Origin of the sequence: Mesonia oceanica, assembly GCF_902499555.1 — a bacterium.
GTDB classification, from domain to species: Bacteria; Bacteroidota; Bacteroidia; order Flavobacteriales; family Flavobacteriaceae; genus Mesonia; species Mesonia oceanica.
In genome coordinates this window covers 1-23179 of record NZ_CABVMM010000013.1, presented here as the reverse complement: position 1 = coordinate 23179, position 23179 = coordinate 1, and the positions used below count along the sequence as shown (strand labels likewise).

The window sequence follows — 23179 nt, the reverse complement described above, 5'->3', positions numbered from 1 at the left end:
TTGCAATTGTTATTCAGCTTCTGGTGTTGGTAAATAATCTAAATCTAAACGTTGATTTTTATTAAGATACTTGTTCGCTACTTCTTTAATGTCTTCTCTGGTGATATCTCTATAGATTTCAATTTCTTCATTAATTAGATCTGTATCTCCATAAAGAGTGTGATAAGTTGCTAAAGAAGCTGCAATCCCTTGAACGCTACTATTGGCATTAACGAAATTGTTTTCAAACTCATTTTGAAGTTTTTGGTATTCTTTTTCAGAAATTAATTCTGTTTTCAACTTTTGAATTTCTTCATCCATAGATTCTCCTAATTGTTCTAGTGGTGTGTCTCCCATCGCTAATGCGCCAATGGTGTACATACCATAGTCTTCTTGGGATCTCGGGAAAGCAAGTACCTGAAGTGCTTCTTTGTTTTCATCTACCATTTTTTTGTACATACGAGAGCTTTTTCCGCCAGTTAAGATGGAAGAAATCATATCGAGTACATAGGCGTCTCGGGAAGTCATTGGTGGAGTTCTGTAAACAAAGATTTTAGCAGGAATCTGAATATTATCGTCAAATTCTTTAGCGACGATAGTCTCTTTAATAGGCTCTTCTTGAATATCTACGCGTTCCACTTTTGGACCTTTTGGAATGGAAGCAAAGTAATCGTTAATCCATTCTTTGGTTTGTTTTTTATCAATATCACCGGCTACTACTAAGGTTGCATTATTAGGGCCATAATATTTATCGAAAAACGCTTTAAATTCTTCTAATTTAGCGGCATCCAAATCTTCCATAGTTCCTATGGTGGTGTTTTTGTAAGGATGCTTATCGAACATGTAGTGATTGATTCCTGTTCCGTAGATGATTTTTCCGTAAGGAGCATTATCTACACGGGTTCTTTTTTCTTCTTTCACTACTTCATTTTGAGTATCTACCCCAATTTGATTGATTACTGGATGTAACATTCTTTCAGATTCCATCCATAACCCTAATTTAAGATTGTTAGAAGGGAAAGTTTCATAGTAATAAGTACGGTCTTGGGTAGTGTTGGCATTATTGCTTCCTCCGTTGGCTGCAACAATGTTGAACCATTCCCCACGATCGATATTTTCAGTTCCTTCAAATAATAAATGCTCAAAGAAATGGGCAAACCCTGTTCTTCCTTCTTCTTCATCTTTTGCTCCCACGTGATACATTACTCCAACGGTAACTACTGGGGCACTGTTATCCTGATGTAAAATTACATCTAAGCCATTGTCTAGTTTATACTCTTCAAACTCTACTTGTTGAGCAAAGCCTGCAAATGCAGATATAAGAGTAAAAGCTGCTAAGCTAATTCTTCTCATCATGTTTAATTAGATTTTGATTTGTTCCTAAGTGTTTGACATCAAAAATAAGGATTTGTTACAGGTATGTATGAATTATTCGCAGATTTTCCTCTGAATGGCTATCTATTTATAAAATTAACAACCTCTTACAATAGATTTACTGGTTTTTTTGTGAAATTTATCAATGAAAAAACTTTTATTATGAAAAATCAAGCAGTATCGGTTAAATATGGAGTAGGGATTGGGATACTTTTAATTGTCTATTTTTTTATACTTTCTATTTTTGATTTACATATGAAGCCATTTTTAAGTATGGCAAATATGGTTTTTATGGGAATAGGGATTTATAGTGCGATTAGGGTTTACAAAACCGATCATCAAAAAGATAACCTAAAAACCTTTACGTATCAACAAGGATTTCGTGTTGGACTAGTAACAGGATTTATAGCTACTATTATATTTTCTGTGTTCTTTGCGATTTATGTAAGTAATATAGAACCTGATTTTATTCCAAAAATGACTGTGAAGTGGGATGCTGGTTATGATGTTGGTGTAGGTACGATAAGTTTTATTGTGTTTTTAATGGGACTTGCTAGTACCGTGGTTTTAAGTTTAGCGCTTATGCAGATTATGAAAGATAGCTGGAACACTACACCGGGAAAAACATATACTGTTGGTAATACTAAAGAAAAGTAATTTAAATAAATTTACAGGCGTTTGTTTTTTAATTATTTAGCAGTATATTTGCACTCATTTTTAAAATAACTAATTTTTAATAAACGTTACGCCATGTACGCAATTGTAGAGATAGCAGGGCAGCAATTTAAAGTTGCGAAAGACCAAAAAGTCTTTGTTAACCGTTTAGCAGGAGAAGAAGGAGATAGTATTTCTTTTGATAAAGTACTTCTTGCAGAAGACGGTGGCAATGTTACTTTAGGCGCCCCGGTTATAGAAGGAGCTCTAGTAGGAGCAAAAATTAATCGTCACCTTAAAGGAGACAAGGTAATTGTTTTCAAAAAGAAAAGACGTAAAGGTTACCGTAAGAAAAACGGTCACCGCCAATATTTAACAGAAATCGTAATTAACGATATTTCTTTAAAAGGAGGTAAAAAAGCTGATTCATCAAAAAAAGAAGAAGCTCCAAAAACGGAAGCGAAAAAAGAGTCTAATAGCGACGATTTAAGCAAGCACACCGTAGCTGAACTAAAAGAAATGGCTAAAGATAGAGGATTAGAAGGATACTCTTCTATGAAGAAAGCTGAATTAGTTGAAGCATTAAGTAAATAATATTAATCTACTCAAAAACTTAAAACAAGATGGCACACAAAAAAGGAGTTGGTAGTTCTAAGAACGGTAGAGAGTCAGAATCGAAACGATTAGGTGTTAAGATTTTTGGCGGTCAAGCTGCTGTTGCAGGAAATATCATCGTAAGACAAAGAGGAACTGCGCATAATCCAGGAGAGAATGTGTATGCAGGAAAAGATCATACATTACATGCCAAAGTAGATGGTATCGTAAAATTCACTAAGAAAAAGAACAACAAATCTTACGTATCTATTGAGCCTTTTGAGGCTTAAGATATAGAGTCTAGTTGATTCGAAATAAAAAAAGGTTGCAACATTGTTGCAACCTTTTTTATTTTAAAATAATTATTTTAATATGATTTCTCTTCGGGCACATCGGTAAGTGTTTTCATAAAAGCGACCAATGCTTGTTCTTCTTCTTTTGTGAGTTTCAAATTGTCAAAAGGTAACGTTTGGTGGGGCAGGTCAAAACCTAGTCCGGCACCACCACCTTGGTTGTAAAAATCAACAACTTGCTCTAAGTTCTCATAGACACCATTATGCATGTAGGGTGCGGTAATAGCCACATTACGTACGGTAGGGGTTTTAAACATTCCTTTTTGAATAGGCTCCTCATACATAAAATAAAAGCCGGTATCATCATCTAACTTTTTGTTTGCAGCGGTTTTTGGTACTCCAATAACTTCTTTTTCAGTTTCAGAGAAAAAAGGAGGAACCGTACCGTTGGTAAGGGGCATAAAGTGACAAGTAGCACATAAAGCTTTCCCCATAAATAAATTCATACCTAATTTCTCTTGTGGGGTAAAGGTGTTTTCTTGTCCTCTCATATTTTTATCAAATTTAGAGCTAAAGCCATTTAAGGTAGAAATGTATGCCGATAGTGCCTTAATGGTTTCGGCGTTTGTCCATTTAGCTTTTGAGCCAAAAGCTTTTTCAAATGCTTCTACATAACTAGAATCTTTGGTAATATCACCGGAGAATTCATGAACTGAGGTATTAAACTCTTCTTTGTTGGTAAATACTCCGGAAATTTGTGCCAACAGACTTTCTGCTCTGCCATCCCAAAAGAATCCTTTTTGAAAAGCAGAATTAATCAATGTAGGGGAGTTTCTTTTTAATGGATTTCCGGTGTTGCTAAGGTTTGCAACTAAACCGTCTGCATAGCCTTTTCCGGGAATATGGCAGGTGGCGCAAGACATGTTTGCTGAGTTCGATATATTTTCATCAAAAAATAAGCGCTTGCCCAAGGCTATTTTTTCTTTAGATGGGTTGTTGTTTACTACTTGACGGAAATAATCTATGTTAAAAGAATTATCTTCAAAAAAAGTAGGTGCATCAAAATTGAACGGCTTATTGTTTACAGGCTCCCAAATATCGGAAGTTTTTCTTATTTTAACCCAACTACGCATTACGGGATTAAAATAGTCCCTTAAAAAGGTGTAACGGTCAAAGGTTTCAAAATCTGGGTTTTCTCCTATAAAATTTATAGCCTCGTTTACTTCTTTTTGAAATTTTTTATCGAGACTACTATCTTTAGAAATAATGATATTTTGAAGGCTTAACTTATAAACGTTAAGCAAATTTTTTAAGGAGGCTTTTGTTTCTTCAAGGCCTAGCTCACTTATAGGTGTGTCAAAGCCGGTAATTCCAAAACTTACGATGCGCATTAATTGCTGGTGGGTAGCTATAAAAAAGCGTTGTGCATTGAGTTTTCTCTTTTCAATGGCATCTTGTAATACGCCCATTAGCCCTCGTGTTAATTCAACCTCTCGTTTATAATCATTTTCGGCGACTCCTCCTTCATAAATAGATTCTTCGATTTTTTGAAGTCCAATAGGTAATAGCACACGCTGGGTATCGTCGGTTAGTCTAGGTAGTGCAGGGCCATTTGCTTGATGGCCAACTTCAGGATTTAGGTAAGATGCATAAGGCTCTGCTTCTTTAAAAGCCTTACGGGCTTCAATGAAATAATTTTTAGCATTAGGAGAGTTAACAGAGATTTGATTTAAACTGTCTAAATACGCTAACGTCTTTTGGATGTTTTTTAAATAATAATCTTGTGCTGCTGTCCAATCTACCCGGGCTTTTAAGGTAGAAGTTTCTTCTTCTTCTTTTTGGTGTTCTTTTTTACAAGCATAAAGTAATGTTAGTGCTAGCGTGACTGATAATAGCACTAATTTTAAAGGTATTTTCATTATTCAAAAATTTATTTTTATAGAAAAAACCCCCGTTGGAAACGGAGGTTTTATAAAATTTATTTGTTCAAGAAGTTTATCTTGGTAAACCTTGTAATAAAACAATTTGTCCTCCTTGATTGTCTTCGTAAGTACCGTCTGTAAAAGTGTGGCCGTCTCTACCTTTAAAACTATCGTCTTTCCAGTAATGAGGTTGAAGGTTTAGGATGAAGGTACCTGGCTCTCCAACTTTATCTGAAATATCAATTAAAGCTCCATATTCACCGCTTAAACCAGTGCTACCATTTGGAGCAAGATCTTGTCTTACCACAAATTCAAGTACCTCCTGAATATTGTTACCGTTTAAATCTGATTGATAGATGTATGCGGAATGCCCTCTACTAAAAGAGTTTGGATCTTCTTGGAAATAAACAAAATTTTCAGTCACGCAAATATTGTCAGGACTCTGTAATTGAGATAAGTTACCATCAGCATTATTGCTATTGGTGTTACCGCTGATAATTTGTGTTAACTGCCCTTCAAGAGGGTTGTTTTCATCTAATTCTAGCTTGTAAACTGTACCCCAGTCATTATAAGTTCCTGCGCCCGGACCACGACCTGTTACAGCAAAATATACATTACGATTGTTTGCAGTCGATCCTTTTTGGTAATCTACATCTTCAACACGCATAAAAGCAGAAGCTTGTACGGCTATACAGGCATCTTCCATTTCATTTTTAGTTAAATTTTTTCCGTTAGGAATCTCTACAAATTCAACATCATAGGTTTGTTGGAAATCAAGACTGCTTTCATTGTATATTTGATTAGAAGTTGCTGATGCTATTCCGCCATTACCATCAGAAATCTCTTTGAATCGAAGTACGTAAATTTTCCCATTTTCTAGATCGGCATCTCCGTTTTCAGATAGGTAAAGAGAAACTTGACCTTCTGAACCGCTTGAATCATCATCACCACCAATGATTACGGTCTTCCCTGGATAAGCTCCTTGAGGAAGCGGTACTGCATTTTCCCAAGAAAATTCACCTAGTGCATCTAAACCATAATCTGCACCTGGGTTTGGTGTCATGTGAGGATCAATACCTTTAACATCGTAATGAATACTTTCTGAAGCAGATAAGAATAAATCTTGTGAGCCTCCGTGGATGTCTGCTTCCCACATCGTACCACTACATTGTCTCGCGTAATCAGCAACGCTAGAGTTGAGTAACCATTCACCGGTAAGAGGGGTTAGGTTTTTGTCTAACATGATTCTTGAAACTGCGTAAGTGTCTTCTGCATTTACGATATACATATAGCCATCACTATTAGGGTCTTTTAAAAATCCTGCACCATCTTGTGCGCCTACCAATTTAAAATCATTACTTAAAGTATCAGAAGAACTTAATAATGAATAAGCATTTACGTAGTTAAATTGTGGTTTCATTGCCACAAGTGGCTTTAGGTTAGATTTGTCTGAAAACATCCCTGGTTCCGGAGTAAAGTCTTCGCCGTCTTCACCATCTTGGCCGTCAGTTCCATCTTTACCATCAACTCCATTGGTTCCATCAATTCCGTCAGTTCCATCTTCTACATCACATGAAGTGATGAAAGTTGCTATTGCACTTAGCAACATAAAATTTAAAATTAGTCTTTTAAATGTAATCATTTTTGAATAGGTTTTAGTTTTTTAAGATTTGGGTAAAACTACCTATAAATGATCTTGAGAAGGTTAATTGGACTTCTAGCTTAAGTGATAAAAACCTTAAGGCAAAGTTAAATTTATTAATTAACTGTTATTGTTTAGAATGATTATAAAGGCTAATGTTAAGAATTTTGTGTCTTTCTTAATAAAACACTGGGTTGGGCGTAAATGTAAACAGGCTACCCGTCTGGGTAGCCTGTTTATGTTGGTTTTTTAACATTACAAAATTAAGATTCGCAACTGCTACAACTTACCAAGTTGTTAACCATTTCTTTAGAAACGCTTTGGCTTCTTTGGTAATAAAGTGTTTTTACTCCCAACTTCCATGCTTCGATTAAAAGGTTATTTACTTCTTTAATAGGTACGGCAGAAGGAATATTAATATTTAAACTTTGTGACTGATCTACATATTTTTGTCGGATAGAAGCTTGTTGAATAATCTCTAACTGACTTATCTCTTTGAAGGTTTTAAACACTGCTTTTTCATGATCGCTAAGCTCTTCCAATTTTTGAACGCTACCATTATCTAGCATAATGTTTCTCCATGTATCTTCATTGTCAAGTCCTTTTTCTTGAAGTAATTGTTTAAGGTATTTATTCTTTCTAATGAAGTTTCCTTTAGAAAGACCTGCTTTATAATAATTACTGCTGAAAGGTTCAATTCCTGGAGAAGTTTGTCCTAAAATAGCCGATGAAGAAGTAGTTGGCGCAATGGCCAATGTGGTGGTGTTTCTTCTTCCGTAACCTTTTAAAACTTCAGGTTCACCATAAATCCTTGCTAATTCTTCGGTTGCTTTATCTGCTTTTGAGCGAATGTGTTTAAAGATTTCAGTAGTTTTTGCTTTGGCTTCCATTCCTTCAAACGGAATGTTGTTTTTCTGTAAATAAGAATGCCATCCCAATACTCCTAATCCTAATGCTCTGTGGCGTTTTGCAAAACGATTGGCAGAAGATAAATAGTAATTCCCTTCTGTTTTCTGAATAAATTCTTCCAGCACCGCATCTAAAAAGAAAGTAGCTAATTTAACCGCTTCTGTGTTTTTCCATTCATCGTACAATTCAAGGTTCATAGAAGATAAACAGCAAATGAACGATTCATTTTCAGAAGAAGGCAGCATAATTTCAGAACATAAGTTACTGGCGTTAATTTGCATTCCTAAATCTTTATAAACTTGAGGCTTGTTTCTGTTTACGTTATCTGAAAAGAAAATATAAGGTAAGCCTTTTTGTTGCCTGCTTTCCAATACTTTGGCCCAAACCCTTCTTTTGTCGTTATCGCCATCAATCATTTCCTGCATCCAATAATCGGATACGCAAACACCAAAGAATAGATTTTGAATAGGGTTCCCGATATTCTTGATTTTTAAGAACTCTTCAATATCCGGATGGTCAATATCTAAGTAAGTTGCGAATGCACCACGACGAACACCTCCTTGAGAAATGGTATCCATAGCGGTATCAAAAAGTTTCATGAAACTTACGGCGCCACTACTTTTACCATTGTCTGTTACGGCGCTACCACGAGCACGAAGAGAACCAAAATAACCTGAAGTACCACCACCAATTTTGGTCTGCATAATTACCTCACCAAGCTTATGGGTAATTCCTTCAATATGATCTGGAATATGTACGTTAAAACAAGAAATAGGTAGCCCTCTTTCGGTTCCCATATTTGCCCAGATGGGAGAGCTTAAACTCATCCATCCGCGTTCAATCATTTCCTGAAAAGATTCTTTTAATTCCGGTTTATACAACCTCTTAGCGGCAGCTGTAGTAATTCTATCAATGGCTCCTTCTACGGTTTCTCCTTTTAAAAGGTAACCGCGGTTAAGAATCTGTTCGCTTTCTTCATTTTTCCACCAAAGTTTTTTCCTTAGTGAATCGTTCTCTTGTATTAGTGGTAATTCGCTTGTAAACATTTTTCTCTTCAGGTTTTTTAATTAAAATAAATCGTCTGCAGTAATACTTTTATCGTGCTTGGTGTAATCTACCGGTCTTTTTGCAAAGAAATCGTCTAAGCTATTGGCAAAAACTTCTTCTTCAAACCAACGCATAGGCGCATATTCTTCAGCAGTAATATGGTAAATTTTGTCCATCCCAATTTTCTCCATACTATCATCAATACGGAATTTCATGAAATTTAATAGATCTTTTTTCTTGATGTTTTCTAATTCTCCATTTTCAAAAATCCAATCTAAAATATTGCTTTCTACTTCTAACGAATGTTTTACCGTCGCACGAATATGAGCTAGGGTTTCTTCGTCAAAAAAGTCTGGATACTCCTCTTTAATTTTATTGACCAAATATATTCCTGCATTCGCATGAATTTGCTCGTCTACAGAAGTCCAGGCAATTACATTGCTTACGTTTTTCATTAAACCTTTAAAACGGGTAAACGATAAAATAATAGCAAATTGACTGAATAGGGATACATTTTCTATAAGAATGGAGAACATAATTAAAGAAACTACGTACTGCTTATTGTCTTCAGAATTTGCATTTTGCAGTGCCTTAGAAAGATATTCTACACGATCTTTAATTACGGGAACTTCTAATAAATCCCTAAATTCATCATTATAGCCTAAAACTTCTAAAAGGCGAGAGTAAGCTTCAGAATGTCTGAACTCACATTCAGCAAAGGTGCTACCAAGTCCGTTAAATTCCGGTTTTGGGAAATGTTGATAAAGATTTCCCCAAAAGGTCTTCACGGCAACTTCAATTTGCGCAATGGCCAATAAACTATTTTTAATAGCAGTTTTCTCTGCTAGATCCAAGTGAGAATGGAAGTCTTGGGTGTCTGCAGTAAAGTCAATTTCACTATGTACCCAGAACGATTTATTAATCGCTTCTGTGAATTGTAATACATCTGGATACTCGAACGGTTTGTAGTTAATTCTTCTGTCAAAGATGGCCATAGCATATATAGTTTTTAGTTTATTTTGTCCCTCATTTTTGTAAAGATTTTGAAATCAGGCTTGTGAAAAATAAGTGCCGAAAAATTTCTTTACAAATTCGGGATAACTAAGTTACGGGATGATTCTGTTGATTTTTCAACTCCTTTAAAAAAGATTTAAAGAGGTTATTAACAATCATGTAAGGTATTGTTTTTGAGTGTTTTGTATGTGAATTTAAAATTTAGTAAACATAGGTTAATACTGCTCTAACCTAGAAATAATAATGGTTTGTTAAGTTTGTTGGATACTCAAATTTCCCCACGATAATTTTTAATAATGAAGTTTCATTTTTACTTTTTTTTTGCTTTTTAATTTCTGTAAATCTTCTAGCGCAAGGGCAAAATAATTTTCGCTTGAATGATGAATTGCAAGATTCGGTTTTTTACCAATATAAAAATGAATTGGAAATTGCCAAGAAAAGTAATTCAGTTTTAAAGATTACAGAAAAATATCTTCAGTTGGGTGATTTTTTTCAGCAAACGGAAGTTTACACCGAAGCCATCGATCAATATACTTCAGCTTTAAAAATGGCTGAACAACAGCACTTAGATTCGCTTCAAGTTATTTTGAAAAACAGAATTGGCAAAATTTACCTGTCTATTAAAAATTACGAGAAGGCAGAAACTTTTTTAATGGAAAGTATAGAAAGTGCCCAAAAGCAAAAATTCACAAAAGCAGAAGCCATTGCTGAAGAGATTTTAGGAAGCTGTTTTGAAAAAGAAGGCAACTACCTCCATGCATTAGAACATCAGCAGCGAAGCTTAGAATTGTTTACCCGTTTAAATGATGAAGAAGGGATTGCGATTGTTAACGAAAATATTGGCAGTATTTACGAAGATTTAAATCAGTTTGAAAAAGCCCACGAATACTTTCTAAAGTCGTATGCCTATTTTCAGCAAATAAAAAGCGAAAAGCAAATTAATGTGCTTAATAATATAGGTGACGTGTACCGAAAAACAAATCGGTACGAAGAGGCTTTGGGGTATACGCAAAAATCAATGCGTTTAGCAGAAAAGTTTGGCGAGAAACACCAAATAGAAAGTGCGCATAAAGATTTGGCAAAAACCTATGCTTTGTTGGAAGACCATAAAAAAGCCTACGAGCATTTATGGGAATACAATCAAATTCAAGAGCAGCAATTTTATACCCAAAACTTTAGGCAGTTAAATGTGCTACAAACCATTTATGAAACAGAACAAAAAGAAGCAAAAATAGAACTGCTTACCCAACAAAACACCATTAACAAAGCCAATCAAAATTTAATGTTACTGGGAGGCGGAGCAGTTTTATTGGTCTCCGGTATTTCGCTTTTGTTCATGAATAGAAAACGAAAAGAAAAAACCAAACTTCAGGCATACGAACAACGTGTTTTACAAGCAGAGCTAGAGAAAAAAGCCATTGAAGAGAAAAAACTTCAAGATGAAATTCAGCTAAAAACCGCTTCGCTTTCTAAATACAGTTTAAACATTGCTCAGAAAAACAAATTGCTTTCCGATCTCTCTGCTACGTTAAAAAAAATGAGCTCCCGTTCTAAAATGGATACTCAGTCAAAAATTAAAGATTTAGCAAAAGAATTGGATTTTGCCCTTCAGCAAGAAGATGAATGGGATGAGTTCATGAACTTTTTTGAAGACGTACATCCGCAATTTTTTAAAGATCTTGCTCAAGCGGCCATTTCTAAATTGAGTTCTGCTGAGTTGCGATTGGCCATGTTACTCCGCTTAAATCTTTCTTCCAAAGAAATCGCTTCCATTTTACGGGTCACTCCAGATAGTGTTCGAGTCGCCAGGTATAGGTTAAGAAAAAAGTTACCCATCAATTCCAAACAAGAATTAGTGCATTTTCTTATGAATTTATAAAAAATGGAGACTGTCTTGATTAATTGTTAGTGTAATGTAAATAAATCTTAATTGTTGCCTTAAAGTAGCCATAAAATTCACCGCTTGTTCATTGTTTGTTGCTGCTTAAAATTACAGTTAACTAATTGGTAAATATACATTTGTGCTGTTTTTAATCGCAAACTAAACTAGACTATTTATGAACTTGAAAATTACACTTGTAACATTATTTGTTGCTTTCAATTGTTGCTTTTTATACGCTCAAGAAGGGGTGGTAAGAGGTACGATTACCGATGAAAACGGAATTTACGTTCCGGGAGCTTCGGTGATGATTCAACAGCTTAAAAAAGGAACGGTTACCGATTTTGACGGAGAATTTACCTTATTGGAAATTCCTCAAGGAACCTACGAATTAGCTGTAAAATATTTAGGCTACGAAACCATCACAAAAGAAGTAGAAGTAGAAGCCGGTAAAACTACGACTGTAAAATTAGTATTGAATGCTGCTGAAACTACTTTGGGAACCGTGCAAATTATAGGAAACGGATTAAGTGCCCAGGCCAAAGCATTAAACTCACAAAAAAACAAAACCAATATTACCAACATTGTTTCTACCGAGCAAATTGGGAAGTTTCCCGATGCAAATATTGGGGATGCAGCCAAGCGAATTCCGGGGATTACGATGCAAGTTGATCAAGGAGAAGCCAGGAATATTATTGTGAGAGGTTTGGCTCCGCAACTTAACTCCGTAACCTTAAACGGAAGCAGGATTCCTTCTGCAGAAGGAGATAATCGTAACGTTCAAATGGATTTAATTCCGTCAGATATGATCCAGACCATTGAAGTTAATAAAGCCGTTACTCCAGATATGGATGGTGATGCATTGGGTGGTTCTGTAAATTTAGTAACCCGTTCTGCTCCAGAAAGTTTTAGGCTTTCGGCTACCTTAGGTTCCGGACTTAATTTTATCACCGATAAACGAATTTTAAATGGTTCTTTTTTAATTGGTGACCGTACCAAAGACGGTAAATTCGGGTATATGCTTTCGGCTTCCATCAACGATAATGATTTCGGGTCTGATAATGTGGAAGCAGATTGGGCCAATGAGTTTGAATATAATACTGGCTTGCTAGATGCCAATGGAGATGACATCCTAGAAGAACGAGCGGTAAATCCTTATGCCGAAAAATTTGAAATTAGAAAGTATTTAGTACAGCGTGTGCGTCGCAGTTTCTCGGCTAATTTTGATTATCGTTTTAACCCAAATAACTCTATCTATTTCAAATCAATGTACAACTGGAGAGACGATCGTGAGAACCGATTTGCCATGACTTCAGAGATTTTAGATGGTGAAGATATTGCAGCTGGCGATTTTGAAATTAACAATGGAAATTTAACGCGATTTCCTGCAGAAGTAACTCGGGAAACTAAAGGAGGAATTCCCGGAGGAAGAATTCAAAACCGTAGATTGGAAGACCAGCGTATGCAAAACTATACCTTAGGAGGAGATCATATCTTAGGAAATGTGAAATTTGATTGGATGGGCTCTTACGCAAAAGCTTCAGAAGAGCGTCCTCATGAACGTTATGTGGTTTATGCATCAGAATACCAAGTGAATAATGATGTTTCCAATTCAAAAAAACCTTTGCATACCGCCGTTGGAAATCCTTCATTGGCAGATTTTGAGTTAGATGAATTAACCGAAGAATACCAATATACCGAAGAAGAAGATTTTAACATGTTTGCTAATGCAGAGTTAGCTTCAGACTTTTTTGGTAACGGTGATGGTATCATTAAATTTGGTATTCGTGGAAGATTTAAAAATAAACACAGAGATAATAATTTCTTTGAGTACGAACCCTTAGAAAATAGCGGTTTAAACATAGAAACTTTGGCAGATGTAGGAACAAGAACTTATACGGGTGACGATTTCTTGGCAGGAAAACAATACCATCCAGGGACTTTTGCTTCCCCTGAGTTTTTAGGAAGTTTAGATTTTGATAATAAAAATTTATTTTAAAAAATAGATGTTCAAGATGAATACCTAAGTGAGAACTTTAAGGTAAAAGAAAATGTATATGCCGGTTATGTTATGGCTAACCAAAAGTTATCAGATAAATTAAGTGTACTTGCTGGGGTTCGTGTGGAAGCTACTCATATTGAAAGCAACGGAAACGAGGTAATTTATGATGAGGAAGGTGATTTTGATGGTTCAATGCAAGTGAACGACCAAAGTAATTATACCAACGTATTGCCGGGAGTTCATTTTAAATATGATCTTAACGATAAAACCGTATTGCGTTTAGCGTGGACTAATACATTGGCTAGGCCTAATTATTTAGACTTGGTACCTTACCAAGCGATTAATAATGAAGATGAAGAAATTACGTTAGGAAATACCGACTTAAATCCGACCACCTCAATGAACTTCGATTTTATGGCAGAATATTATTTTGGATCTGTTGGTTTGCTTTCAGGAGGTGTTTTTTATAAAGACATCAACGATTTTGTTTATACCTATGTAGTACAGGATGAATCTACCGGTTATGATATATACCAACCTTTAAATGGTGATAATGCAAGCATTTATGGAGCAGAAGTTTCTTTTCAGCGTCAATTAAACTTCTTGCCCGGTTTTGCTAAAAACTTTAGTATTTACACGAACTATACCTTCCTTCATTCTACCGCTAACGGTATTAGAAACGAAGACGGTGATGAGCGTGGCGAGTTAGATTTACCGGGATCTTCTCCTAATATGTTTAACGCTTCGCTTTCCTATTCAGATAAGAAATTCAGTGCTAGATTATCAGCTAACTTTTCTGATGCTTATTTAGATGAATTAGGCGGAAATGCATTTGAAGATCGCTATTACGATAAACAGTTCTTTTTAGATTTTAACGTCAACTTTTCCATCAATAAAAACTTAAGTCTTTACGGAAGCTTAAATAATATTACCAATCAGCCGTTACGTTATTATCAAGGAGCTAGTAACCGAACCATGCAAATGGAGTATTATGAAAGAAGGTTAACCGTAGGTCTCAAATACAATTTATACTAAGCCTAAAAATAAAAATGAAAGAAGGAAATTGTTGAAAGGCTATTCCTTAAAATACGTCATTCTGAATTTGTTTCAGAATCCCATGACAATTTTAAGGAGAAGTTGAAAAGTTCAGCTTGAAGTAGCTTACTTTTTAAATGATTTCTTTCTTTTAACCCTTATGTTTTATATGAAAAAATTATTTATTGCCATAGCAAGTATTAGTCTTATTTCTTGCGGAACACAGCTTCCGGAAATTAAACCGGATATAATTACAGATTCCACTTTGCACGATACAGATGATCCTGCCATTTGGGTGAATCAAGAGAATACAGAAGAAAGTATTGTTTTTGGAACCGATAAAGAAACCGATGGGGCCATTTATGCCTTTGATTTAAACGGGAAAATCATTGAAGAAAAAACACTTCGCGGAATGAAGCGCCCTAACAATGTAGATGTAGAATATCAGGTGAAGCTCAATGATTCTGTAACAACCGATATTTTAATGTTTACCGAAAGAGAGCGGGAGCAAATCCGCTTATTTTCTGTACCTGATATGAAACCCTTAGACCGAGGTGGTTTTAAGGTTTTTCAAGAAAAACGTGAAAATGAGTGGAACTTTCCCATGGGAATATCTATTTATAAATCGCCAAAAACCGGAAAAGCCTACGCCATCGTGGGAAGAAAAAACGGACCTAAAACCAACTATTTGCAACAATTTGAATTAGTTCCCGCAGGTGATCATATCCAATTTAAATTAGTTAGGGAATTTGGAAACTTTAGTGGTGAAAAAGAGATTGAAGCTATCGCGGTAGATGAAGAATTGGGCTATGTTTATTATTCAGATGAAAAAGTTTGTGTAAAGAAATACTACGCAGAACCCGATGCCGGTAACGAAGAACTTTCTTGCTTTGGAAAAGAAAATTTCAATAGGGATATTGAAGGAATTGCCATTGCGACTTATAAAGATGGGGAAGGCTACATTCTTGTTTCAGATCAGCAGCAAGGGACCTTTAATGTTTTCGACAGAAAAACCAACGAGTTTTTGTTTGCTAAAAATTTAGGAACTACAGAAACCGATGGTTGTGAAGTATATACCGGTTATTTAAATGAAAAGTTTCCCAACGGACTTTTCGTAGCCATGAATGATAATAAAAATTTCTATTTCTATGATTTATCAAAGATTGTTAAAGCTAAGTAATTTAATAATTGCTTGTTTATTATTCAGCTCGCTAGGGGTTCAAGCACAAAGAAAATATTACAATAAAAATGAGAATAAAAATTTAAAAGAGCTTCAGGTTGAAGAAGACGGTTATCATTTTTATGTGATTGGGGATTGGGGTAGAAACGGACATTTTAAACAAGCAGAAGTTGCCGATATTATGCAACAGGCCGGATTTATCTTGGAACCGGAGTTTATTATTTCGGTTGGTGATAATTTTTATCCCGACGGGATCGCTTCGATAGACGACCCCTTTTTAAAAAGCAGTTACGAAGATATTTATTACGGTTCTAACCTGTTTTGTCCGTGGTATGTGGTGTTAGGAAATCACGGTTACCGTGGTAACGTTCAAGCGCAAATCGATTATACCCATAAAAGTCAGCGCTGGAAAATGCCGGCTCATTATTATGAAGTTGAAAAGACGTTGGAAGACGATCAAACGAAAGCTAAATTCATCTTTTTAGATACCAATCCGTTTGAAGACGATTATTATCAAGCAGAAAAATATGCACAGGTAAAAACACAAGATACCTTAAAGCAGAAGAAATGGTTAGAGAAAACCTTAAAAAACTCTACTGCCGATTGGAATATTGTTATCGGGCATCATCCGCTTTACACTTCAGGAAAAAGAGTAGATGATGAACCTTACGTTCGCAATCATTTAGAGGAAGTGTTTGAAAAATATAAGGTGCCGGTTTATTTTGCAGGGCACGAGCATGACATTCAACATTTAAAACCGGCTGGGGTGTATACCCACCATTTTGTTTCTGGAGCAGGTTCTGAAGTGCGCCCTACGGGGATTTCAGATTTCACAAAATTTTCTCGTTCAGAACAAGGTTTTTTGATAATTAGTTTGCTATCTTCGAAAATGCTTATTCAAGCAGTGAATTGGAAAGGAGAAGTAACTTATAAAGTTGAGATACCCAAATAAAATCTCTTTCATTTACTTTCAAATGACAAAGCCCGCAATTTTGCGGGCTTTGTCTATTTATAGAATATTTATTTTTAGATTAATATCTATAGTATTCCGGTTTAAATGGTCCTTTTACTTCCACACCAATATATTCCGCTTGATCTTGAGAAAGTTCGGTTAATTCAACACCAATTTTCTCTAAGTGTAGCGCTGCTACTTTTTCATCTAAATGCTTAGGCAACATATACACTTTGTTCTCGTATTTATCTGAACGGTTCCATAATTCAATTTGAGCTAAGGTCTGGTTGGTAAATGAGTTACTCATTACAAAACTAGGATGACCCGTAGCGCAACCAAGGTTTACCAAACGTCCTTCAGCTAACAAAATAATATCTTTTCCGTCGATGGTATATTTATCAACCTGTGGTTTAATTTCCACTTTTGTGCTTCCGTGGTTTTTGTTTAACCAAGCGACATCAATTTCATTATCAAAATGACCGATGTTACAAACAATGGTTTTATCTTTCATCGCCTCGAAGTGTTCTCCACGTACAATATCTTTATTTCCGGTAGTGGTGATCACGATATCTGCTTTGTCAAGAACATTTTCTAGTTTTTTCACTTCAAAACCGTCCATCGCTGCTTGCAAAGCACAAATTGGGTCAATTTCAGTAACGGTAACGATGGCTCCGGTTCCTCTAAACGATTGTGCAGTTCCTTTTCCAACATCACCATAACCGCAAACTACGACGCGTTTTCCGGCTAACATCACATCGGTCGCACGTCTAATGGCATCTACTGCGCTTTCACGACATCCGTATTTGTTATCAAATTTAGATTTGGTCACCGAGTCGTTTACGTTAATCGCAGGCATCACTAAAGTTCCGTTTTTCATACGTTCGTATAAACGGTGAACGCCGGTAGTAGTTTCTTCTGATAATCCTCGAATGCCTTCAGCTAATTCAGGATATTTATCGAAAACCATATTGGTTAAATCACCTCCGTCATCCAAAATCATATTTAAAGGCTTACGCTCTTCACCAAAGAAAAGGGTTTGCTCAATACACCAGTTAAATTCTTCCTCATTCATTCCTTTCCAAGCGTAAACAGGAACTCCGCTGGCAGCAATAGCAGCGGCAGCTTGATCTTGTGTAGAGAAAATATTACAAGAACTCCAAGTAACTTCAGCACCTAATGCGGTTAAGGTTTCGATAAGAACAGCTGTTTGGATGGTCATATGTAAGCATCCTGCAATACGAGCGCCTTTTAACGGTTGTTCGTTTTTATATTCTTCCCGTAAAGACATTAAGCCTGGCATTTCTGCTTCAGCCAATTCAATCTCTTTACGTCCCCAATCTGCCAAGGAAATATCTTTTACTTTATAAGCCGTGTAAGGCACTGTTTTCGTACTCATATTCTTATATTTGTTATTTCGCAATTTTTCTGGTGCAAAAATACATAATATCTTATAAATTTTATGGCTCTTTATAAAACTATAACAGTAAACGAACATACTAAGGTCTTCATTTGGAAGATTGAAGAGCCGTATGAATGGTTGGCAAAAGATGTGAAATTAACGGAACATTGCCAGAATCGGGTAGATCGTATGAAGTCAGAAATTCACCGACGTGGTTTTATGAGTATTCGGCACTTATTGGCACAAGCCGGTTATACCGATTTTGATTTGTATTACGATAATGAAGGCAAACCCCATTTACGGGATGGGAATTATATTTCTATTACCCATTCGTTTGAATTCTCTGCGATTATTGTTGGTAAAAAACCTATTGGTATTGATATTGAAAAGCAGCGGGAGAAAATTTTAAAAATTGCCCAAAAGTTTACACCGTTAGATGAATATCATACGCTAGCCAATGAAGAAGCTTTAATTAGAAAACTCACAATTGTATGGGGAGCCAAAGAAGGGATTTATAAACTGGTAGGCATTCCCGGATTATTGTTTTTACATCATATTTATGTAGAAGATTTTTCTTTTGAAGATGAAGAATTAACTGCGCGTTTAAATTACCAAGGCGAACAAACCAATTTTAAGCTCAAATATATAGAGTTTGAAGGGTTTACTTGTGTCTATACACTTTTAGCAGAATAAGTATGCGAAAGAAAAATGATTTCTTACAGGCCTTTCAGGATTCTTCCCAATTATTGGCAATGCTTATGGATCCCGATAAAGTAGATCTTTCAAAAGTTGAAAATTTAGTTCAGCATTTGCCAAAAGCAACAACCCATTTATTTGTGGGCGGAAGTGAGGTAGAAGAAAAGCTGACGGAAGAACTGGTTGTTCTTTTAAAAAAACAAACTGAATTGCCTATTATTATTTTTCCGGGAGATTATACGCAAATCACCAACGAAGCCGATGCACTTTTGTTTTTGTCATTACTTTCCGGTAGAAATCCTGAGTTCCTGATTGAGCAGCAAGTAAAATCAGTAGAAAAATTAAAAAATACTTCTTTAGAAATTATCCCGACGGCTTATTTGTTAATCGATGGAGGAAAAGAAACCTCGGTGCAGCGTGTGAGTCAAACGCTTCCGATGGCACAAGAAAATATTCAGGCGATTGTAAATACCGCTTTAGCCGGAGAATATTCCGGGAAACAATTGATTTATTTAGAAGCGGGGAGTGGTGCTTCAACTAAAGTTTCCACCGCTGTTATTTCTGCCGTAAAAAAGGAAGTTTCAATTCCCATTATTGTAGGAGGTGGGATTCGGTCTGAAAAAGAAATCAAGCAAGCTTACCAAGCCGGAGCAACGATGGTGGTGGTTGGAACCGCTTTTGAAGATAACCCCGCTTTTTTGGTCTCAAATTCGGCTTCCACTTCAAAAACTGTTGAGGTTTCCAAATAAAATCAAGAAATTTATTCCCGTTTAGAAAATCACACAAAGAATGAACGAACTATTTGATTGGCTTTTTGCACAATACGAAGGCATCCCTACGTATTTGTTAATTTTAGAACTCTTCGGAGTGGTTTTTGGAATTTTAAGTGTGGTTTTCTCGAAGATGAACAACATTTGGGTTTATCCTACGGGAATCATAAGTACGCTTATATACGTGTATATCCTTCAGCAATATGGTCTGTTGGGCGATATGCTTATTAATGTTTATTATTTTTCTATGAGTATATACGGTTGGTATGTCTGGACAAGAAAAGTAGATGGTGAACATGTGACACCTATTACCAAAACCACTAAAAGGGAAAATATACAATCTGTTGGGATTTTCTTTGCAACGATGTTAGCCATAGTTTTGGTTTATGAAGTCTTCGATAAATGGGAAGCTTGGTATTCGTACACCGATATTTTTACCACCGCTATTTTCTTTGTAGGCATGTGGCTCATGGCTAAAAAGAAAATAGAAAATTGGATCTATTGGATTGTAGGCGATATCATCTCTGTTCCGCTTTATTTTTATAAAGGTTTAATGTTTAGTACTATTCTTTATTTAATTTTAACCATAATTGCGATTTATGGATATTTTTCTTGGAAAAAACTACTTTATAAAAAAGTAGAAGTTCTTACGTAAGCCGAAAGTCCCAAGAGATTGAAATAAAATAACTTCATACTTATTGAAAGTAAAGTCATTTATTTATCAATTGTTTGTTAAAAAGTACCCCTTCATCTTTACGAATACTTTATATTTTTTAACTTACCATTCCGCTTTTCATAATAAATCCAAAGCGAATTTATTATAATAAAACATATTCAATTTTAATTGAATATACAATTATTGATTAACCAACATAAGTTAGAAGAATGACAGTAGTAGAATTAACGAAAGAAGATGTAGAGCAGATAAAAAATCATGGGTTAAATAAAGAAACCGTGATTCATCAATTGGAAACTTTTAAAGAAGGCATCCCTAAAGTAGAATTGGTAAGCGCTGCAAATGTTGGAGATGGAATTCAAGCGTTTAGCAAAGAAGAAGTGCAGTTATTCTCTAACAAATATGACGATTCTAAATTAGAACGAATTAAATTTATACCCGCAAGTGGAGCCGCTTCCCGAATGTTTAAGGCTTTGCATCAGTTTTTAACAGATTACCGGCCGGAAAATACAAGTTTAGAGAAATTTTTAGCTGAACAAGATTCAGATTTGCTGAAGAAGTTTTTTGATGGAATAAACAATTTCGCCTTTTATAAAGAAGTGCTTGGGGAGGTGAAAAACGGCAACGCTAATGATCATGAACTTACCGAAGATGAACAAAAATACACTTTTGTAAAAACCCTTTTGCAAGAAGACGGACTCAATTTTTCTAACTTACCTAAAGGCTTAGTGCCTTTCCACGGCTATGAAAATTATTCCGCTACTGCTTTTGAAGAGCATTTAGTAGAAGCTTCTAAATACGCCGCAAAAGATGGAAAAGCTAAACTTCATTTTACGGTAACGGAAGATCATCTGGAAAAATTTAAAAGCACCTTTCAAGCAATTAAAGACCGGGTAGAAAAACAAACCGAAACAGAATTTGAGATTGAATATTCCTTTCAGAAAAAATCTACCGATACCATTGCGGTAGATTTTGATAACCGACCTTTTCGGGATGATGAAGGGAAAATTTTGTTTAGACCGGGTGGTCACGGAGCATTAATCGAAAATCTAAACGATCTTGATACCGACCTTATTTTTATTAAGAATATTGATAATGTCATCAAACAAGAAAACTTAGAAACCATTGTTTCCTATAAAAAAGTTTTAGCCGGAGAATTGATTAATGTACAGGAGAAAATTTTTGAAGTCCTCAACAGAATCGATCAAGATGGCTTTAACAAGCATATTTTAGCGGCAGCAAACGATTTGCTCGAAGAAAAATTAAGTGTGAAAACAAGACTCGAAACCGAAGAAGATGTTCGTAATTTTTTAGATCGCCCTATTCGTATCTGTGGGATGGTAGAAAATCAAGGAGCTCCCGGCGGAGGACCATTTTGGGTGAAAGACGGAGAAGGGAATATTTCTTTGCAAATTATTGAAGGTGCCCAAATGGATACAGATGATCCTGCACAAAATGAAATAGCACAGAATGCAACACATTTTAATCCGGTAGATTTAGTGTGTAGCGTCAGAAATTATAAAGGTGAAAAGTTTGACCTTACAAAATATGTAAATCCAAAGAAAGGTTTTATCACTCAAAAATCTAAATTTGGGAGAAACCTAAAAGCTTTAGAGCTTCCCGGGTTATGGAACGGTGGTATGGCCTATTGGAATACTATGTTTGTCGAAGTTCCAATAATTACCTTTAACCCTGTGAAGAATGTAGTTGATTTATTAAATGAAAACCATCAGGTTTAAGTTTTGCACAGTAAAGAAGAAGTGCTAAACGAAGCAGATTTAAAGCTGTTTTAAGCTCGTTTCTGCTGGGTTTAGCACTTCTTTGATCAACCATTGGTCAAAAGAAAAAAAAGCGGTCTATATCTATCTATTGGAGACCTGTGTTTTTTTTCTTTTAGTTCTTTCAAGATACCAAGCTTTTTAAAGTTCATACCTGCATAATATTTAACGCCACTTATAAAAGGGCTGGGTAGATGTCTTGTGAAAGGCAGGTCTTATCAGTACGCTTTTCACTTATCAAATTCTTTTAAAATATTCACCATCTGTTGCGGTGAAATTTACTATCCGTCTTATAATACGGTTTAAATTTAAATAATTATTCTACTTTTAAACAGGTGGGTTTTTAAGAGAAGCTTAAACACTCATGTTGAGAAATTTAACAAGCTCCAGGTATTTTCTTTTTGATATGGGAAGTGATTGACCATTCTTTAGTTCACAAGCATATCCATTCTTTTTAGTGATTTCTATGATGACATTTAGATTAATGATATAAGTTTTATGTATCCTAAAAAAAACATTGGAAGGAAGAAGCTTTTCATAGTCTCCAATATTTTTGCAAGAAACCAGCGTTGTCCCATCGGTTAAATAAAATTCGGTATACCTTCCATCTGCACGACAATACTCAATAGTCTCCGTACGAATAAATTTGGTAGAATAAACACCCGGAATAGTCATGATCCCTATTACCCCTTCTCTGCTATGATCATTTACATTTATAGAACCTATTAAACTTTTAATCTGTTCTAGGTTAGTAAACCTTTTTGCTTTAATTTGTTTAAACACTTTACTACAAGCAAACTTTAAGTCTTCAATATTTATGGGCTTCATCAGGAAAGAGGCCGTATTATATTTAAAAGACTCTAGGATATATTCATCATGGGCAGAAACGAAAATAACAACATAATCATAAGGATCAATTTTTAAGAGCAAATCAAAACCCGTTCCTTGATCTAGTTCGATATCTAAGAATAGTAGATCTGGTTTTTTTTGATTAATTAACCTTACCGCATCTTCAAATTTTGTGGAAGTACCTATTACTTTTGTATAGTCAAAACAGTAGGTCTCAATATATTCATTTAACAAGTTTAAATTATCGCTTTCATTGTCGATTAATATTGACGATAGTTGTTGTTCCATAATAATATTTGAATCATTCAAAAGTTATTGTTTACCTAAGTAAAGGAATAAATTATAATTTAATTATAATTTTAACTATTGTTCCATATTCGCCGTGGGTTGCAGGAGTTTTATCTATATAAATTACATATAAACTGCCTTTAATGGCTCTATTTGAGATTTTAATTCTTTCGTCAATTATTTCAGAAGATAATGATTTGTACTTAAATTTTTGATTCATTTTCTTCTCTAAGGAAGCCGATCTTCC

The 23179-nt window shown here is 35.3% G+C and carries 20 protein-coding genes; 12 read left to right on the top strand and 8 right to left on the bottom strand.

What is annotated here, in order from left to right; translation table 11 throughout:
• Nucleotides 1-9: 9 nt before the first annotated feature.
• Nucleotides 10-1335, bottom strand: a complete 1326-nt coding sequence (locus FVB9532_RS15285) for a M16 family metallopeptidase (RefSeq protein ID WP_394349672.1) — start codon at nucleotides 1333-1335, stop codon at nucleotides 10-12.
• 180 nt (nucleotides 1336-1515) lie between these two features.
• Between FVB9532_RS15285 and FVB9532_RS15280 the strand changes: the two genes are divergently transcribed.
• From FVB9532_RS15280 to rpmA, 3 genes are all read left to right on the top strand, one after another.
• On the top strand, nucleotides 1516-2010 hold the full coding sequence (locus FVB9532_RS15280) for a DUF4199 domain-containing protein (RefSeq protein ID WP_194716564.1): 495 nt from the start codon (nucleotides 1516-1518) through the stop codon (nucleotides 2008-2010).
• A 93-nt stretch (nucleotides 2011-2103) separates the two neighbouring features.
• Nucleotides 2104-2601 carry a 50S ribosomal protein L21 gene (rplU, locus tag FVB9532_RS15275; RefSeq protein ID WP_150546052.1) on the top strand — a complete coding sequence of 166 codons (498 nt, stop codon included), beginning with the start codon at nucleotides 2104-2106 and terminating at the stop codon, nucleotides 2599-2601.
• Between the two features lie 29 nt (nucleotides 2602-2630).
• Nucleotides 2631-2891 (top strand): 50S ribosomal protein L27, encoded by a 261-nt coding sequence (gene rpmA, locus FVB9532_RS15270; RefSeq protein ID WP_147862245.1) that lies wholly within the window; start codon nucleotides 2631-2633, stop codon nucleotides 2889-2891.
• A 77-nt stretch (nucleotides 2892-2968) separates the two neighbouring features.
• Here rpmA and FVB9532_RS15265 read toward each other — a convergent pair whose 3' ends face one another.
• The 4 genes from FVB9532_RS15265 to FVB9532_RS15250 form a co-directional block, all read right to left on the bottom strand.
• Entirely contained in the window at nucleotides 2969-4813 is a 1845-nt protein-coding gene (locus tag FVB9532_RS15265) for a cytochrome-c peroxidase (protein ID WP_150546051.1), read from the bottom strand.
• A gap of 76 nt (nucleotides 4814-4889) precedes the next feature.
• On the bottom strand, nucleotides 4890-6458 hold the full coding sequence (locus FVB9532_RS15260; protein WP_228482369.1) for a PhoX family protein: 1569 nt from the start codon (nucleotides 6456-6458) through the stop codon (nucleotides 4890-4892).
• 263 nt (nucleotides 6459-6721) lie between these two features.
• Entirely contained in the window at nucleotides 6722-8413 is a 1692-nt protein-coding gene (locus FVB9532_RS15255; RefSeq protein WP_150546050.1) for a ribonucleoside-diphosphate reductase subunit alpha, read from the bottom strand.
• Between the two features lie 21 nt (nucleotides 8414-8434).
• Nucleotides 8435-9409, bottom strand: a complete 975-nt coding sequence (locus FVB9532_RS15250; RefSeq protein WP_150546049.1) for a ribonucleotide-diphosphate reductase subunit beta — start codon at nucleotides 9407-9409, stop codon at nucleotides 8435-8437.
• Nucleotides 9410-9801: 392 nt separating this feature from the next.
• On the opposite strand from FVB9532_RS15250, the gene FVB9532_RS15245 reads away from it, so the two are divergent.
• From FVB9532_RS15245 to FVB9532_RS15230, 5 genes are all read left to right on the top strand, one after another.
• Nucleotides 9802-11307 (top strand): tetratricopeptide repeat protein, encoded by a 1506-nt coding sequence (locus FVB9532_RS15245; protein ID WP_150546048.1) that lies wholly within the window; start codon nucleotides 9802-9804, stop codon nucleotides 11305-11307.
• 178 nt (nucleotides 11308-11485) lie between these two features.
• Nucleotides 11486-13306, top strand: a complete 1821-nt coding sequence (locus tag FVB9532_RS19995) for a TonB-dependent receptor (protein WP_317132298.1) — start codon at nucleotides 11486-11488, stop codon at nucleotides 13304-13306.
• A 3-nt stretch (nucleotides 13307-13309) separates the two neighbouring features.
• On the top strand, nucleotides 13310-14344 hold the full coding sequence (locus FVB9532_RS19990; RefSeq protein WP_317132301.1) for a TonB-dependent receptor domain-containing protein: 1035 nt from the start codon (nucleotides 13310-13312) through the stop codon (nucleotides 14342-14344).
• A 169-nt stretch (nucleotides 14345-14513) separates the two neighbouring features.
• Nucleotides 14514-15524: a phytase gene (locus tag FVB9532_RS15235; RefSeq protein ID WP_150546047.1), complete on the top strand. Its 1011-nt coding sequence runs from the start codon at nucleotides 14514-14516 to the stop codon at nucleotides 15522-15524.
• Nucleotides 15493-16476, top strand: a complete 984-nt coding sequence (locus FVB9532_RS15230) for a metallophosphoesterase (protein WP_194716563.1) — start codon at nucleotides 15493-15495, stop codon at nucleotides 16474-16476. The genes FVB9532_RS15235 and FVB9532_RS15230 overlap by 32 nt, the downstream gene beginning before the upstream one ends.
• Nucleotides 16477-16555: 79 nt before the next feature.
• Here FVB9532_RS15230 and ahcY read toward each other — a convergent pair whose 3' ends face one another.
• A complete protein-coding gene (ahcY, locus tag FVB9532_RS15225) occupies nucleotides 16556-17872 on the bottom strand; it encodes an adenosylhomocysteinase (RefSeq protein WP_150546045.1) in 1317 nt (438 codons plus the stop codon).
• Between the two features lie 63 nt (nucleotides 17873-17935).
• Between ahcY and FVB9532_RS15220 the strand changes: the two genes are divergently transcribed.
• The 4 genes from FVB9532_RS15220 (at nucleotide 17936) to FVB9532_RS15205 (ending at nucleotide 21756) form a co-directional block, all read left to right on the top strand.
• Nucleotides 17936-18568 (top strand): 4'-phosphopantetheinyl transferase family protein, encoded by a 633-nt coding sequence (locus tag FVB9532_RS15220; RefSeq protein ID WP_150546044.1) that lies wholly within the window; start codon nucleotides 17936-17938, stop codon nucleotides 18566-18568.
• Nucleotides 18569-18570: 2 nt separating this feature from the next.
• Nucleotides 18571-19320 carry a phosphoglycerol geranylgeranyltransferase gene (locus FVB9532_RS15215; RefSeq protein WP_150546043.1) on the top strand — a complete coding sequence of 250 codons (750 nt, stop codon included), beginning with the start codon at nucleotides 18571-18573 and terminating at the stop codon, nucleotides 19318-19320.
• A gap of 40 nt (nucleotides 19321-19360) precedes the next feature.
• Nucleotides 19361-19996, top strand: coding sequence for a nicotinamide riboside transporter PnuC (pnuC, locus tag FVB9532_RS15210; protein ID WP_150546042.1), 636 nt, complete (start codon nucleotides 19361-19363; stop codon nucleotides 19994-19996).
• A 230-nt stretch (nucleotides 19997-20226) separates the two neighbouring features.
• Nucleotides 20227-21756, top strand: a complete 1530-nt coding sequence (locus FVB9532_RS15205; RefSeq protein WP_150546041.1) for a DUF4301 family protein — start codon at nucleotides 20227-20229, stop codon at nucleotides 21754-21756.
• Nucleotides 21757-22149: 393 nt separating this feature from the next.
• Here FVB9532_RS15205 and FVB9532_RS15200 read toward each other — a convergent pair whose 3' ends face one another.
• Complete coding sequence (locus tag FVB9532_RS15200; protein WP_194716562.1) at nucleotides 22150-22932, bottom strand: LytR/AlgR family response regulator transcription factor; 783 nt, start codon at nucleotides 22930-22932, stop codon at nucleotides 22150-22152.
• 52 nt (nucleotides 22933-22984) lie between these two features.
• A partial coding sequence (locus FVB9532_RS19770; protein WP_228482368.1) for a hypothetical protein occupies nucleotides 22985-23179 on the bottom strand: 195 nt, incomplete at its 5' end.

Bases quoted from the DNA above. Each gene is read 5' to 3' on its own strand.
- FVB9532_RS15230 (WP_194716563.1), top strand. From the start codon at position 15,493: ATGATTTATCAAAGATTGTTAAAGCTAAGTAATTTAATAATTGCTTGT.
- FVB9532_RS15205 (WP_150546041.1), top strand. From the start codon at position 20,227: ATGACAGTAGTAGAATTAACGAAAGAAGATGTAGAGCAGATAAAAAAT.
- FVB9532_RS15235 (WP_150546047.1), top strand. From the start codon at position 14,514: ATGAAAAAATTATTTATTGCCATAGCAAGTATTAGTCTTATTTCTTGC.
- FVB9532_RS15285 (WP_394349672.1), bottom strand. From the start codon at position 1,335: ATGATGAGAAGAATTAGCTTAGCAGCTTTTACTCTTATATCTGCATTT.
- FVB9532_RS15255 (WP_150546050.1), bottom strand. From the start codon at position 8,413: ATGTTTACAAGCGAATTACCACTAATACAAGAGAACGATTCACTAAGG.
- FVB9532_RS15220 (WP_150546044.1), top strand. From the start codon at position 17,936: ATGGCTCTTTATAAAACTATAACAGTAAACGAACATACTAAGGTCTTC.
- pnuC (WP_150546042.1), top strand. From the start codon at position 19,361: ATGAACGAACTATTTGATTGGCTTTTTGCACAATACGAAGGCATCCCT.
- rpmA (WP_147862245.1), top strand. From the start codon at position 2,631: ATGGCACACAAAAAAGGAGTTGGTAGTTCTAAGAACGGTAGAGAGTCA.
- rplU (WP_150546052.1), top strand. From the start codon at position 2,104: ATGTACGCAATTGTAGAGATAGCAGGGCAGCAATTTAAAGTTGCGAAA.
- FVB9532_RS15265 (WP_150546051.1), bottom strand. From the start codon at position 4,813: ATGAAAATACCTTTAAAATTAGTGCTATTATCAGTCACGCTAGCACTA.
- FVB9532_RS15260 (WP_228482369.1), bottom strand. From the start codon at position 6,458: ATGATTACATTTAAAAGACTAATTTTAAATTTTATGTTGCTAAGTGCA.
- FVB9532_RS19995 (WP_317132298.1), top strand. From the start codon at position 11,486: ATGAACTTGAAAATTACACTTGTAACATTATTTGTTGCTTTCAATTGT.
- ahcY (WP_150546045.1), bottom strand. From the start codon at position 17,872: ATGAGTACGAAAACAGTGCCTTACACGGCTTATAAAGTAAAAGATATT.
- FVB9532_RS15280 (WP_194716564.1), top strand. From the start codon at position 1,516: ATGAAAAATCAAGCAGTATCGGTTAAATATGGAGTAGGGATTGGGATA.
- FVB9532_RS15215 (WP_150546043.1), top strand. From the start codon at position 18,571: ATGCGAAAGAAAAATGATTTCTTACAGGCCTTTCAGGATTCTTCCCAA.
- FVB9532_RS15250 (WP_150546049.1), bottom strand. From the start codon at position 9,409: ATGGCCATCTTTGACAGAAGAATTAACTACAAACCGTTCGAGTATCCA.
- FVB9532_RS15200 (WP_194716562.1), bottom strand. From the start codon at position 22,932: ATGGAACAACAACTATCGTCAATATTAATCGACAATGAAAGCGATAAT.